This is a genomic window from Paracoccus sp. L-17 (assembly GCF_056857655.1).
Window position 1 is genome coordinate 143,323 of record NZ_JBSXNM010000030.1, and the last position, 13,364, is coordinate 156,686.

Annotated in this window: 13 protein-coding genes; 8 read left to right on the plus strand and 5 right to left on the minus strand. The window is 65.4% G+C overall.

Features of this window, described 5'->3' with window-relative positions:
- The first annotated feature begins 91 nt into the window (after positions 1-91).
- The 3 genes from smpB (at position 92) to AC13CR_RS05480 (ending at position 2,675) form a co-directional block, all read left to right on the plus strand.
- Complete coding sequence (gene smpB, locus AC13CR_RS05470) at positions 92-565, plus strand: SsrA-binding protein SmpB (RefSeq protein WP_292957586.1); 474 nt, start codon at positions 92-94, stop codon at positions 563-565.
- 71 nt (positions 566-636) lie between these two features.
- The gene (gene sseA / locus AC13CR_RS05475) at positions 637-1,491 is read left to right on the plus strand and encodes a 3-mercaptopyruvate sulfurtransferase (protein WP_292957583.1); all 855 of its coding nucleotides are present in this window, start codon (positions 637-639) and stop codon (positions 1,489-1,491) included.
- Between the two features lie 2 nt (positions 1,492-1,493).
- A complete protein-coding gene (locus tag AC13CR_RS05480; RefSeq protein ID WP_292957580.1) occupies positions 1,494-2,675 on the plus strand; it encodes an amino acid aminotransferase in 1,182 nt (393 codons plus the stop codon).
- 201 nt (positions 2,676-2,876) lie between these two features.
- On the opposite strand, the gene AC13CR_RS05485 is transcribed toward AC13CR_RS05480, so the two are convergent.
- The 5 genes from AC13CR_RS05485 to pdxR all read right to left on the minus strand — a co-directional run bounded on the left by AC13CR_RS05485 (position 2,877) and on the right by pdxR (position 8,302).
- Positions 2,877-3,452, minus strand: a complete 576-nt coding sequence (locus tag AC13CR_RS05485; RefSeq protein WP_293015526.1) for a hypothetical protein — start codon at positions 3,450-3,452, stop codon at positions 2,877-2,879.
- 466 nt (positions 3,453-3,918) lie between these two features.
- On the minus strand, positions 3,919-4,506 hold the full coding sequence (gene plsY / locus AC13CR_RS05490; protein ID WP_446237436.1) for a glycerol-3-phosphate 1-O-acyltransferase PlsY: 588 nt from the start codon (positions 4,504-4,506) through the stop codon (positions 3,919-3,921).
- Positions 4,503-5,786, minus strand: a complete 1,284-nt coding sequence (gene pyrC, locus AC13CR_RS05495; protein ID WP_292957572.1) for a dihydroorotase — start codon at positions 5,784-5,786, stop codon at positions 4,503-4,505. The genes plsY and pyrC overlap by 4 nt, the downstream gene beginning before the upstream one ends.
- Complete coding sequence (locus AC13CR_RS05500) at positions 5,783-6,745, minus strand: aspartate carbamoyltransferase catalytic subunit (protein WP_292957569.1); 963 nt, start codon at positions 6,743-6,745, stop codon at positions 5,783-5,785. The genes pyrC and AC13CR_RS05500 overlap by 4 nt, the downstream gene beginning before the upstream one ends.
- 87 nt (positions 6,746-6,832) lie before the next feature.
- Positions 6,833-8,302, minus strand: coding sequence for a MocR-like pyridoxine biosynthesis transcription factor PdxR (gene pdxR / locus AC13CR_RS05505; protein WP_292957566.1), 1,470 nt, complete (start codon positions 8,300-8,302; stop codon positions 6,833-6,835).
- 112 nt (positions 8,303-8,414) lie between these two features.
- Between pdxR and AC13CR_RS05510 the strand changes: the two genes are divergently transcribed.
- From AC13CR_RS05510 to AC13CR_RS05530, 5 genes are all read left to right on the plus strand, one after another.
- Complete coding sequence (locus AC13CR_RS05510) at positions 8,415-9,419, plus strand: TRAP transporter substrate-binding protein (protein ID WP_292957563.1); 1,005 nt, start codon at positions 8,415-8,417, stop codon at positions 9,417-9,419.
- 87 nt (positions 9,420-9,506) lie between these two features.
- Positions 9,507-10,064 (plus strand): TRAP transporter small permease, encoded by a 558-nt coding sequence (locus tag AC13CR_RS05515; protein WP_292957560.1) that lies wholly within the window; start codon positions 9,507-9,509, stop codon positions 10,062-10,064.
- Positions 10,064-11,404: a TRAP transporter large permease gene (locus AC13CR_RS05520; protein ID WP_292957557.1), complete on the plus strand. Its 1,341-nt coding sequence runs from the start codon at positions 10,064-10,066 to the stop codon at positions 11,402-11,404. The genes AC13CR_RS05515 and AC13CR_RS05520 overlap by 1 nt, the downstream gene beginning before the upstream one ends.
- A 16-nt stretch (positions 11,405-11,420) precedes the next feature.
- Positions 11,421-11,825, plus strand: coding sequence for a nuclear transport factor 2 family protein (locus AC13CR_RS05525; RefSeq protein ID WP_292957554.1), 405 nt, complete (start codon positions 11,421-11,423; stop codon positions 11,823-11,825).
- A gap of 8 nt (positions 11,826-11,833) precedes the next feature.
- Complete coding sequence (locus AC13CR_RS05530; RefSeq protein ID WP_446236493.1) at positions 11,834-13,225, plus strand: NAD(P)/FAD-dependent oxidoreductase; 1,392 nt, start codon at positions 11,834-11,836, stop codon at positions 13,223-13,225.
- The last annotated feature ends 139 nt before the right edge of the window (positions 13,226-13,364 follow it).

Sequence of the window (13,364 nt, forward strand, 5' to 3'; positions counted from 1 at the left end):
GCCCTAGCGCGAAGACGCGGCCAAAGGCAATCGGCCAGGAAGGCCGCAGCGATCTTTACAGCCGCGCGCGCCGCGCCTATCTAGCGCGGTCATGGCCAAGGAACCCGAGAACAAAAATTACAAGGTGATCGCCGAGAACCGGCGGGCGCGTTTCGATTACTTCATCGAAAGCGATCTGGAGGCGGGCATCGTGCTGACCGGGTCCGAGGTCAAGTCCCTGCGCACCGGCCAGTCCAATATTGCCGAAAGCTATGCCAGCATCGAGGATGGCGAATTGTGGCTGATCAACGGCCATATCGCGGCCCTGTCCAATGCCGGCGTCTTCGGCCACGAGGAGCGCCGCAAGCGAAAGCTGCTGGTCAGCCGGCGCGAATTGTCGCGGCTGTGGCAGTCCGTGGGGCGCGAGGGGATGACCCTGGTGCCGCTGGTGATGTATTTCAACCATCGCGGCCTGGTGAAGCTGAAGATCGGCGTCGCCAAGGGCAAGAAGATCGCCGACAAGCGCGAAACCAGCGCCAAACGCGACTGGAACCGGCAGAAACAGCGGCTTCTGAAGCAGGGCTAGAAGAAAGCCACGTTGCAGCCAGCGGCTTCGGCCTGTAAATCGGACCGCGTGCCTTGATGCGGGGGAAGAGGATGCAGGACGATCCGAAGACGCTGGTCTCGACCGAATGGCTGGCCGCGCATCTGAACGACCCCGACCTGCGGGTGATCGACGCAAGCTGGCACATGCCCGCCAGCGGCCGCGACGGACGGGCCGAATACGAGGCCGCCCATATCCCCAATGCGCGGTTCTTCGACATCGACGCGATCTCGGACAAGCGCAGCACATTGCCCCACACCGCCCCCCCGGTCGAGATGTTCATCAGCCGGATGCGCGCGATGGGCGTGGGCGACGGCCATCAGGTGGTGGTCTACGACAATTCCGATGTGCGCAGCGCCTTTCGCGTCTGGTGGAATTTCCGCCTGATGGGCAAGATCGACGTGGCGGTGCTGGATGGCGGCTTCGGCAAGTGGCAGGCCGAGGGCCGCCCGGTCGAGGACATGGCCCCGATCCTGCGCGACCGCCACATCACCGTGCAGCGCCAGGCCGGTCTGATCCGCGACGTGACGCAGGTGGCGGCGGCCAGCAAGCTGGCCGATCACCAGATCATCGACGCCCGCGCGCCCGAGCGGTTTCGCGGCGAGGTGGACGAGCCGCGCCCCGGCCTGCGCGCGGGCCACATCCCCGGCTCGCGCAATCTGCCTTTCGCACGCCTGTTCAATGCCGACGGCACGATGAAGGACGAGGCCGCGATCCGGGCCGAATTCGAAACCGCCGGGGTCGATCTGTCGCAGCCCGCCATCACCACCTGCGGCAGCGGCGTGACCGCCGCGATCCTCAGCCTGGCGCTGGAACGGATCGGCCACCGCAACCACTCGCTCTATGACGGAAGCTGGACCGAATGGGGCAGCTTTCCCGACCTGCCAATCGCAACCGGAGACGCCTGACAATGCTGTCCAACCTGAAACCGCAAGCCCCCGACAAGATCCTGATGCTGGTCGAGGAATTCAAGGCCGATACCCGTCAGGGCAAGATCGACCTTGGCGTCGGCGTCTACAAGGATCCGCAGGGCGTGACGCCGGTGATGCGGGCCGTCAAGCAGGCCGAACAGCGCATCTGGGAGAACCAGACCACCAAGGCCTATACCGGCCTTGCGGGCACCCCGGAATATCGCGAGGCGATGGCCGGGATGGTGCTGGGAGAGGTGCCGGCCGAACGTCTGGCCTCCGTGGCGACGGTGGGCGGAACCGGCGCGATCCGGCAAGGCTTGGAACTGGCCCGGCTGGCGAACCCGGATCTGACCGTCTACGTTTCGGATCCGACCTGGCCGAACCACCTGTCGATCCTGAAATTCATGGGCCTGCCCTTCGTCGAATACCGCTATTTCGACAACGACAGCCGGGGCGTCGATTTCGAGGCGATGAAGGCCGATATCGCCAGGGCGGGCCGCGGCGACATCGTTCTGCTGCACGGTTGCTGCCACAATCCGACCGGTGCGAACCTGACGCCGGAACAATGGCAGGAGGTCGTCTCGATCCTTGAACAATCCGGCGCGGTGCCGCTGATCGACCTGGCCTATCAGGGCTTCGGCGACGGTCTGGAAGCCGATGCCGAAGCGACGCGGCTGGTCGCGCGCAGCCTGCCCGAAGTGCTGATCGCCGCCTCGTGCAGCAAGAATTTCGGCATCTACCGCGAGCGGACCGGCATTCTGATGGCGCTGGCCGAGGGCCGTGAGGCGCGCGACCTGACGCAGGGCAGCATGGCCTATCTGAACCGTCAGAACTATTCCTTCCCGCCCGATCATGGGGCGCGCATCGTCAGCACGATCCTTGCGGATGCCGCTCTGCGGGCCGACTGGCAGGCGGAACTGGAGGAGGTCCGCAACACGATGCTGGGGCTGCGCAGTCAACTGGCCTCCGAGCTGCGCGAATTGTCGGGCAGCGACCGGTTCGATTTCATCGCCGATCACCGCGGCATGTTCTCGCGCCTCGGTGCCACGCCCGATCAGGTGCAGTCCCTGAAAAGCGAGTCCGCGATCTACATGGTCGGCGATTCGCGGCTGAACATCGCCGGGCTGAACGGACACACCGTCCCGATCCTGGCCCGCGCCATCATCGAGGCGGGGATCTGAGGGAACGCGCCCTGGCGGTGATCCGGCGGGGCGCGAAGCCCTTGCATCCCGCGCCCAAGGGGCGCCGTTCGTCCGCCGCGGCCCCCTTCTGTCATGCGGTCATCGGGTTGGGGGGGCGCAGGGCTGTCGAACTTCCCCGGCGCGGTGAAGAAGCTGTCAAGCCACGGCAGCCGCGTCAGGCGATCCGCGCCCATGCCTGGGTTATACCATGGCCTTGAGATCCGTCAGTGTCGGCAACGGTGTTTCTGTCGTCTCATAAGCATTTGTTTCGACGACATCGGTGCTCATGTTTTCCCAGGTCTGGGTGCAATAATTCTGGTATCCGGTGTAATCATTGCTGAGTTTGTAATATGACATCACGATCGTGCCCTGATAGATCGTCGTTTTGACGCCCGGCGCTGTCTGTGCGGTGATTTCGGTGCTTTCCAGCTTGGAAAACGCCTGTGAAAAACCGATCTCGCCGCTTATCTGCACCTTCGCGCTGACATTGATCAGGAAGCTTATGCCTGCGCTCACCTCTACCGAGACGCCGAATTTCTGGCTGAAGCCAATGGTCGAGCCGGAGCTGACCGAATAGGTGATCTGCTGGGGGGCGCTGGTATTGTTGGCGTTGCTGATGACGACCCGCGCGGTCTGGAGACGCTGGACATAGCACCAGTTGTTGCCCGCTGCATCGGTCCCGATGAGAACCGCACCGTCCGGCGCGGGCGGGGTCTCAAATCCGGGATAAAGCTTTCCGCCCACGATTGACAATCCGTTGTCACCGATGATGTCCATGTCCGTTCCATTCCTCGAAAATTGCATTGGTAAAGGGTCAAGTTCTCCCCGGGCGGGAAGATTATGATTCTTGGCACACGCCAATCTTGCCAACCAGGGTCATACCGGTCCGCGCGGTGTTGCAGGTCATCTTCGTCAGCCTGATCGCGAGGTTGCGAAACGTTCAGATCGGTCGGAAACAGAGCAAGACGGTTTCCAAACGCCGAAGGCTCCCCGTGACAGCGGATTGTCTGGATAACGGCCAGCCTTCGACGAGATCGGAATCGCCGATGACGAGAGCCCTGTAGTAAACAAAAAACAGTCTTATAGTAAACAAAAATTATATAAAGCGTCTCATGGAAAGCTTCCGCAGTCAATATCGGGAATTCTGAACCGGGGTGAATACCAGATTTCTGCCCTGGAAAGGTTCGCAAAGTGTTTCTGGGGTGGCCATATTCGCCCTGATCCGGCAGGGGCGTCGGGCGCGTTACCCCTTTTTCCGCCCTATCCGCGGTTCGCTGCCATTCATCAGCCGCGCGATATTCGCCTTGTGGCGGATGAAGATCAGCACCGCCATGAAGGCGCAGACGGCGGCCAGGTCGCCGCGCCCGGTTGCCCATGCGACGACCGGCGACAAGGCCGCCGCCAGCAGCGCCGAAAGGCTGGAAATGCGCGTGGCCAGTGCCGTTGCCAGCCAGATTGCGCAGGCGATCAGCCCCAGCGGCCAGTGCAGCGCGATCAGGGTGCCGAGAAAGGTGGCGACGCCCTTGCCGCCCCTGAATCCCAGCCAGACCGGGAAGCAATGACCCAGAAAGGCCGCGCCGCCGGCCAGCATCGCCGCGTTTTCGCCGCCGACTTCACGCGCCAGAAGCACCGCGATCGCGCCCTTGCCGGAATCCAGCAGCAGCGTCGCCAGCGCCGCCGGCCTGTTGCCGGTGCGCAGCACGTTGGTCGCCCCGATATTGCCCGACCCGATCTGGCGCAGGTCGCCCAGGCCCATCGCCCGCGAGATCACCAGTCCGAACGGGATCGAGCCCAGAAGATAGCCGAAGATCGCCGACAGGATCAGCATCATGACGCACCCCCGAAGACGCGGTTGCCGCCAATCCAGGTGCCGGACACGCGGCCTTCCATCCGGGCGCCGTCGAAGGGCGTGTTCTTCGATTTCGACAGCAGGGCGAAACGGTCCAGAACGAAGGGCGCGTCGGGATCGAACAGGACCAGATCGGCCGGGGCGCCGGGCGTCAGCCGCCCGGCTTCCAGCCCCAGCCGCTTGGCGGGATTGAGCGACATCGCGCGCCAAAGCTGCGGCAGCGACAATCCGCCCTGATGATAAAGCCGCATCGCGGCGGGCAGCAGCGTCTGCAGTCCGACCGCGCCGGGGGCCGCCGCCTCGAAGGGCAGGCGCTTGGATTCCTCGTCCTGCGGGGTGTGAAAGCTGGCGATCACGTCGATCACCCCTTCGGCCACGGCCTGAACCATCGCTTCGCGGTCATCCTCGGAGCGCAGCGGCGGGGTGAAGCGGAAGAAGGTGCGATAATCGCCGACATCGAATTCGTTCAGCGTCAGGTGGTGGATGGAAATGCCCGCGGTCACGTCCAGCCCCGCCGCCCGCGCGCGCCGCAGGGCGGGCAGGGCGGCGGCAAGCGTGACCTGATCGGCGTGCCAGCGGCAGCCGGTCATGGCGACCAGCGCCAGATCGCGATCCAGCCCCATCACCTCGGCCATGGGCGAGACGGCGGGAATGCCGTAAAGCGAGGCGAACTTGCCGCTGGTCGCGGCCGCGCCCTTCGACAGCCCGGCATCCTGCGGATGGCCCACGATCAGCGCCCCGGTGCCGCGGGCATAGGCCATGCAGCGCGACAGCAGCTTGCTGTCGCTGACCACGCGCACGCCATCGGTAAAGGCCGCCGCGCCCAGATCGCTCAGAAACCCGATCTCGACCATTTCGCGGCCTGCGCGCTGCTTGGTCAGCGCGGCCATGTGGCGGATGTTGACCTTCGCATCGGCGGCGCGGCGGGTCACGAATTCCAGCGATTCGGGCGTGTCGATGGGCGGCGCGGTATCGGGCCGCGCGATGATCGTGGTCACGCCCCCGGCAGCGGCGGCAAGGCCCGCGCTGCGGAAGCTTTCCTTGTGCCGTTCGCCCGGCTCGCCGATCTTGACGCCCCAGTCGATCAGGCCGGGTGCCAGGACCCTTCCGCCGCAATCGACGATCTCCGCCCCTTCGGGCGCGGCCTCGTCCGGCGCGCCGCGGCCCCCGATCCGGCCATCGCCGACCAGCAGCGATCCGGGCCCGTCCGTCCCGGCCTCGGGGTCGATCAGGCGGGCATTGCTGAACAGGATCGCGGTCACACCATCACCCCTGCTGCCGCCGCGCCCCGTTCGGCGCGCAGGTTCCGCGCCAGCAGATCCAGCGCCGCCATCCGCACCGCCACGCCCATCTCGACCTGGTCCTGGATGACCGAGCGGTTGATGTCGTCGGCGATGGTGCCGTCGATCTCGACGCCCCGGTTCATCGGGCCGGGATGCATGACGATGGCGTCGGGCGCGGCCAGTGCCAGCTTTTCGGCATCCAGGCCCCAGCGGTGGTAATATTCGCGTTCGGACGGAATGAAGCCGCCATCCATCCGTTCGCGCTGCAACCGCAGCATCATCACCACATCGGCGCCGCGCAGCCCCTCGCGCATGTCCTCGAAGACCTCGACGCCCATCTCGCCCACGCCCGCGGGCATCAGCGTCGCCGGCCCGATCAGGCGGATGCGGTTTTCCATCTTGCCCAGCAGGATCAGGTTGGATCGTGCCACGCGGCTGTGGGCGATGTCGCCGCAGATGGCCACGCTCAGGCGGTGCAGCCGGCCCTTGGCGCGGCGGATCGTCAGCGCGTCCAGCAGCGCCTGCGTGGGATGTTCGTGGCGCCCGTCGCCCGCGTTGATGACCGCGCAATTGACCTTTTCGGCCAGCAGGTTGACCGCGCCCGATTGCGGATGACGCACGACCAGCAGGTCGGGCTGCATCGCGTTCAGCGTCAGCGCCGTGTCGATCAGCGTTTCGCCCTTCTTCACCGAGCTGGTCTGCATCGACATGTTCATCACGTCCGCGCCCAGCCGCATTCCGGCCAGTTCGAAGCTGGACTGGGTGCGGGTCGAATTCTCGAAGAACATGTTGATCTGGGTCATTCCGGCCAGCGCGTCGGAATGCTTGATCGTGCGCCGGTTCAGGCCGGCATAATCCTGCGCCAGATCCAGAAGCGTCACGATCTCGGGCGGGGAAAGATGGTCGATGCCCAGAAGGTGGCGGGCGCGGAAGGACATGGGCGACCTCTCTGGCGACGGATCGCGCCTTCTATCGCAGATGGAACCACAGGCGGCAAGGCGCGCGACGGTCCGGGTCGCTGCGCGTCAGACGATGTTGGCGGCCCTCTCGATCAGCGCGACGCCCTCGGGGATCCGGGTCTCGTCGATCGAGCCATAGCCCAGCCGGAACAGCGGGCAGGGCTGCGGCGGGGTTTCGAAAAAGACCGCCCCCGGCTCGATCAGCACGCTGTCGGCGACCAGCCGGTCAGCCAGATCCGCGCTGTCGCATCCCGCCGGACCGCTGAGCCAGATGCTGGACCCGCCCGAGGCCGCCGCGCCCTCGATCCGCAGGGTGGATGCCGCCAGTGCCTGTTCCAGCACCGCGCGACGGCGCTTCATCGCCTGGCGCAACCGGACGATATGGGCGTCGTAATGTCCAAGCGCGAGAAAATAGGCGGTGATGCGTTGCAGGTGGCTGGGCGGATGGCGCAGCATGATCGAGCGCAGCGCGCGGGCCTGCGCGATCAGCGCGGCGGGACCGACCATGTAGCCGATCCGCAAGCCTGGAAACAGCGATTTCGAGAAACTGCCCAGATAGATCACGCGGCCCTCGTCATCCAGCGATTTCAGCGCCGGGGCAGGCGGGGCCAGATAAGACATCTCGAAGTCGTAGTCGTCCTCGATGATCAGGAAATCCCGTTGCCCGGCCCTCGCGATCAACTCGCGACGCCGCGACAGGGGCATGGTTGCGCCGGTCGGAATGTGGTGGCTGGGCGTGGCGATGACCAGCCGGGTATTGCCGGGCAGATCGCCGGGCCGCAATCCCCTGTCGTCAACGGGCAGGAAGGTCGTGGGGCTTTGCGCCCGGCGCAGGGTTTCGGCGAAATCCGGGTAGCCGGGTTCTTCGGTCACGGCCAGACGGTCGGCGCGGGCCAGCAGTTCCACCGCCAGAAACAGCGCGTTCTGCGCCCCCAACGTCACCAGAACCTCGTCCGGCCCCGCGGTGATCCCCCGCCGGGGCAGGGTATTGGACCGGATGTAATCGACCAGCAGCGGATCGTCGGCGCCATAGCGGTCGGCGGCCAGTTCCGCGAAATCGCGGGTGCCAAGCGCGCGGCGCGCGCAATCGCGCCAGGCGTTGTGATCGAACAGGGCCGGGTCGGCCTGACCGTAGATGAAGGGATAGCGGAAATCGCGCCAGTTCGCGGGTTTCCGGATCATCCGGCGCGGCAGGTGGTGGTCGGAAAGCCAGTGTCCCCAATCGGGCGGTTCTTCGGTCCGTCTGGCACCTTGCGCGCGAAGGCGCCTGTGCGGCACGGTTGCGGCGACGGCGATGCCCGATCTCGGGATCGTCTCCAGATAGCCCTGGCTGACAAGATCCTGATAGACCAGCGTGACCGTCATCCGCGACAGGCCAAGCGCCCCGGCCAGGCTGCGGCTGGAGGGCAGGCGTGTTCCGGGCCGGGCCCGGCTTTCCAGCACCGCGCGCACGATGGCCGCGGCAAGCTGGCCCTGCCGCGTCGGCGCGTCGCTGTCGCGCAGAAAGATGACCTCGGGCGCAATCCGGCTGTGCATCTGGACCTAGAGACGGTTCCATCTGGACATATCCTTGCGGCAACCGGCCTGCAACATTATGCCGCACCAAACACGCCGCGACCAACGCGGCCCCAGCAACAGGGATCAACCGATGAGCTACATGACCCGTTTTCTGACCGGCACCGCGCTGACGCTGGCACTTGCCGTTCCCGCCGCGGCCAAGGAATACCGCATCGCCGTGGGCGATGGCGCCGGCGGATCGCAGGAGGCGCTTGGCAAGGCGTTCGTCGCCGCGCTGGAAGAACAGACCGGCGGCGAGATGACCGGCAAGCTGTTCCTGAACGGCCAGCTTGGCGACGAACAGGACACCGTGACCGCCGCCGCCACCGGAACGCTGGATTTCTCGATCCTCGCCATCAACAACATCACGCCGTTCTCGCCCTCGGTCGGCACGCTGACGCTGCCCTATGTCATTCTCAGCCAGGACGACGCCGAAAAGATCACGCAGGGCGAGGTCGGCCAGCAGATGATCGACCAGACGATCGAGGATGCCGGCGTGCGCATCATCGGCTGGGGCTATTCCGGCTTTCGCGTGCTCAGCAATTCCAAGCGGCCGGTTTCGACGGTCGCGGATCTGCAGGGGCTGGTGATCCGCGTCCCGAAGAACGAGATCATGATCGAGACCTACAAGAGCTGGGGCCTCAATCCGACGCCGATGGCCTGGGGCGAAACCTTCGCCGCGCTTCAGCAGAAGGTCGTGGACGGGCAGGACAACCCCTATCTGACGATCTACGCGATGAAGTTCGACGAGGTCCAGAAATACATCACCGACCTGCGCTACCTGTTCTCGATCGAGCCGCTGATCGTCAGCGAGGCCCTGTTCGAAAGCCTGTCGGAGGATCAGCAGCAGCAGGTTCTTGCCGCCGGCAAGGCCGCGACGCAGGCATCGTCCGAATTTCTGCGCAGCGAGGAATCCAAGATCCGCGACGAGTTGGTCAGCCGCGGCATGGAGATCACCCAGCCGGCCGACGACGAGAAGGAGTTCCGCGATCTTGCGACTGCCGCGGTCTGGCCGCAATTCTATGACCAGATCGGCGGCAAGGAGGTTCTGGACAACGTCCTGACCTCGCTGGGCCGCGAACCCGCGCCCCAGTGATGCGCCACCGCGCGCGGGCTCTGGCCCGCGCGCCTCGTTCCCGTCCCCGTCCGCGTCCCGGCGCGCCCGTCAGCCAAAGGCACCGCCATGCCAGCACTCTGGTCCTTTCTCGACAAGTTCGAAAGCCATGTCTGCCGCATCCTGCTGGCCGTCTTCGTGACGCTGCTTTTCGCGCAGATCGTCGCCCGGCAATTGTTCGGCTTCTCGATCACCTGGATCGAGGAATTGTCGGTGATCCTGTTCGTCTGGTTCGCCTATTTCGGCGCGTCCTACGCCGCCCGGATGGCCGCGCATAACCGCGTGGGCTTTCACCTGAACGCATTGGGCCGCGAGAAGGCGCGCATCGTCGAGGCGATCGGCGATCTGTTCTGGATCGCCTTCAACCTGGTCTTCATCTGGCAGTCGATCGAATTCATCAGCCGCCTGAAACCCTTCGTGAAGGCCCAGACCCTGGGATGGGAGATGCGCTATGTCTATCTGGCCCTGCCCATCGCCTTCACCCTGATGACGCTGCGCATCCTCCAGGTGAACTACCTCAAGCTGGTGCGCGGCATCGACCCCGCCGATCCCGACAAGGTCAGCGTCGAGGCGGCGCTGGAACTGGCCGAGGACGAGAAGCGCGCCTATGACAAGGGTCACCGCTGATGGACAGCTATCTGGTCGAAATCCTCTTCGGCGCCTTCTTCGGGCTGCTGATCCTTGGCGCGCCGATCACCGTGGCGCTTGGCGTCTCGTCGCTGGCGGCGATGCTGTATCTGGGCGACAATCCGATCAAGATGGTGCAGATGGCCTGGTCCGCGGTCGGATCCTTTCCGCTGATGGCCCTGCCCGCCTTCATCCTCGCCGGCGCGCTGATGGAGGCTGCGGGCCTGTCGCGGCGCCTGATCAACGTGGCCGAAAGCCTGGCCGGTCCGTTCACCGGCGGATTGTCCGCCGCCACCGTGATGGCCTGCCTGTTCTTCGGCGCGATCTCGGGCTCGGGGCCGGCGACGACCGCGGCCGTCGGGATGCTGATGATCCCGGCTATGGTGCGGCAGGGCTATGGCGCGGGCTACGCGGCTTCGGTCACGGCCGCGGCGGGCGGGCTTGGCATCATCATCCCGCCCTCGATCCCGATGGTCATCTACGGCATCTCGGCCATGGGCATGCAGCCGCCCTCCGCGGCGATCGAAACCTATGGCGCGTTCCAGTCGGTCTCGATCTCGAAGCTGTTCATCGCGGGTTTCCTGCCGGGTGTCGTCATGGCCGGCGGCCTGCTGGTGATGAACTACATCCGCTGCCGGATGCGCGGCTTCCACGGCTCGGCCGAGCCGCTTTCGGTCGGCAAGATCCTGTCGGCCTGCTATCACGGCTTCTGGGCGCTGCTGGCCCCGGTGGTGATCCTGGGCGGCATCTATTCCGGCTTCTTCACCCCGACCGAGGCCGCCATCGTGGCGATCTTCTACACCTTGTTCGTCGGCGCCGCGATCTATCGCGAACTGGATCTGCGCGAGGTCATCAAGTCGCTGGACACGACGACATGGCTGGCCGGGCGCGTGTTGCTGGTCCTGTTCACCGCCACCATCTTCGGCCGGATCCTGGTCGAAAACGACGTTCCCGCCGTCATCGCGGGCGGGATCCTGTCCCTGACCACGAACCTCTACCTGATCTGGGCCATGGTGATCGGTCTCTTGCTGGTCATCGGCATGTTCATGGAAACGCTGGCCGCGATCATGATCCTGGTCCCGGTGATGCTGCCGGTCGCCTACATGATGGGGATCGATCCGATCCATTTCGGCATCGTCATGATCGCCACCCTGTCAGTGGGTTTCCAGACGCCGCCGCTGGGCGAGAACCTGTTCATCGCCTCGGGCATATCCGGGGTCTCGATCGAAAGGATCAGCCTGCGGGCCATTCCCTTCGCGCTCGCCTCTGTCACCGCAATCTTCATCATCGCCATCTTCCCCGGAATCGCCCTGTGGCTGCCCCGGATGATGGGCTACTGACGCAAGGAACACGCCTATGACAACGACCACTCGCGCCCTGACCGCCGACGACCTGAAGGCCACCTTCGACGCCTTCAACCGCCACGACATCGACGGCGTGATGACGCATTTCGCCGATGATTGCGTGTTCTTCACCGTCGCGGGCGAACATGAATACGGCAACAGGATCGAAGGCAAGGATGCCATCGCCAGGGCCTTCGAGGGGGTCTGGACCGCGATGCCTGACGTGCAATGGGCCGATCACAGCCATTTCCTGTCCGAGGACGGCACCCGCGGCGTCAGCCAGTGGACCTTCCGTGCCACCAACCCCGACGGCACCCGGACCGAGGTTCAGGGCGCCGACCTGTTCCGCATCGAGGGCGGCCGGATCGTCGAGAAACAGGCGATCCGCAAGCAGCGCCCGGCAATCCCCGCGAAGTGAGCCGTGTCATGCAGATGATCGCCAGACGTGCGGGATGGGTGCCCTTCGATCCCTTCTACGACCCGATGACGGCCCGCGGGCTGGGACCGGGCAGCGATTACGCGCCGACCTACTGGATCGACACGGCGGGCCCGGCGCCCGAGGATGACGGCCCGGTCACGGCGGACATGGACGTGGACGTCGCGGTGATCGGCTCGGGCTATACGGGCCTGTCCTGCGCCATCCACCTGGCCCGGATGCACGGCATCAAGGCCACCGTGCTGGAGGCGAACGGCGTTGCCTATGGCTGTTCCACCCGCAATGGCGGGCAGGCGCAGATCAGTTCGGGCCGGTTGAAGCGCAGCCAGTGGATCAAACGCTGGGGCCTTGATACCGCGCAGGGCCTGCATGCCGAGGTCACCGAAGCGTTTGACCTGTTCCGCGGCCTGATCCGCGATCACGGCATCGATTGCCAGCCACAGGATGGCGGCCATTACTACATCGCGCATAAGGCATCCGCGATGCCGGCACTGGAAAGCGAAACCCGGCTGCTGAACGACACGTTCGGCTATGGCGCGCGGATGATGGGCCGGGACGAGCTGCATGACACCGTCGTCCGTGACCACGAGGCGCATGGCGCCATGTGGGAACCCGACGGCACCGGCATCCATGCGGCCAAACTGGCCTTCGGCTATCTGCGCGTGGCCCGTGAACTGGGCGCCAGGGTCCATACCGACAGCCCGGTCCAGGGCTGGCTGCTGAAGGATGGCATCCATCACCTGCGCACGCCCGGCGGCACCATCCGCGCGCGTCGCGTCGCGGTGGCAACGGCGGCCTATGCCCCGCGCGGGCTGCATCCGCGGCTGAGGGACCGGCTGATGCCGATCATGTCCAACAGCGTCGTGACCCGCGTTCTGACACCGTCGGAACTGGACGAGGTCGGCATCAGGAAACTGTCGCCGCTGACCGATACCCGGACCCTGCGCCACTATTACCGGCTGCTGCCCGACAACCGGCTGCAGATCGGCTCGCGCGCGGCGATCACCGGGCGCGACGCCGCCAACCCGGCGCATCTGAACGCGCTGCGCGAGGGCATGGCGCGGAAATTTCCGGCCCTGCGCGGGATCGATCTGGATTATTCCTGGTGGGGCTGGGTCGATGTCAGCCATGACATGATGCCCCGCATCACCGGCCTGCCGGACCTGCCCGGCGCGTTCTACGCGCTTGGCTATGGCGGCAACGGGGTCATGTATTCCGCGATGGCCGGCCGCCGCATGGCGCAACTGGTCGCGGGCGAGGCGGTTCCCGACCTGCCGATCTTCAACACCGAACTGCCGCATGAAGGATGGAAGACGCCCTTCCGCAGGCTGGGCCAATGGGGCCTCTACCACCTCTACCATTATCGCGACGAACGGAAATAAGGGAGTTTTGAGCCATGAGGATGACGACTGAAGAGGCGTTTGTCAAGGTTTTGCAGTTGCATGGGATCGAGCATGCTTTTGGGATCATCGGTTCTGCGATGATGCCTGTGAGCGATCTTTTTCCGCGGGCCGGGATCAC

Excerpts from the sequence above, each read along its gene's own strand:
- smpB (WP_292957586.1), top strand. The coding sequence starts at position 92 with ATGGCCAAGGAACCCGAGAACAAAAATTACAAGGTGATCGCCGAGAAC.
- sseA (WP_292957583.1), top strand. The coding sequence starts at position 637 with ATGCAGGACGATCCGAAGACGCTGGTCTCGACCGAATGGCTGGCCGCG.
- AC13CR_RS05480 (WP_292957580.1), top strand. The coding sequence starts at position 1,494 with ATGCTGTCCAACCTGAAACCGCAAGCCCCCGACAAGATCCTGATGCTG.
- AC13CR_RS05485 (WP_293015526.1), bottom strand. The coding sequence starts at position 3,452 with ATGGACATCATCGGTGACAACGGATTGTCAATCGTGGGCGGAAAGCTT.
- plsY (WP_446237436.1), bottom strand. The coding sequence starts at position 4,506 with ATGATGCTGATCCTGTCGGCGATCTTCGGCTATCTTCTGGGCTCGATC.
- AC13CR_RS05500 (WP_292957569.1), bottom strand. The coding sequence starts at position 6,745 with ATGTCCTTCCGCGCCCGCCACCTTCTGGGCATCGACCATCTTTCCCCG.
- pdxR (WP_292957566.1), bottom strand. The coding sequence starts at position 8,302 with ATGCACAGCCGGATTGCGCCCGAGGTCATCTTTCTGCGCGACAGCGAC.
- AC13CR_RS05510 (WP_292957563.1), top strand. The coding sequence starts at position 8,415 with ATGAGCTACATGACCCGTTTTCTGACCGGCACCGCGCTGACGCTGGCA.
- AC13CR_RS05515 (WP_292957560.1), top strand. The coding sequence starts at position 9,507 with ATGCCAGCACTCTGGTCCTTTCTCGACAAGTTCGAAAGCCATGTCTGC.
- AC13CR_RS05520 (WP_292957557.1), top strand. The coding sequence starts at position 10,064 with ATGGACAGCTATCTGGTCGAAATCCTCTTCGGCGCCTTCTTCGGGCTG.
- AC13CR_RS05525 (WP_292957554.1), top strand. The coding sequence starts at position 11,421 with ATGACAACGACCACTCGCGCCCTGACCGCCGACGACCTGAAGGCCACC.
- AC13CR_RS05530 (WP_446236493.1), top strand. The coding sequence starts at position 11,834 with ATGCAGATGATCGCCAGACGTGCGGGATGGGTGCCCTTCGATCCCTTC.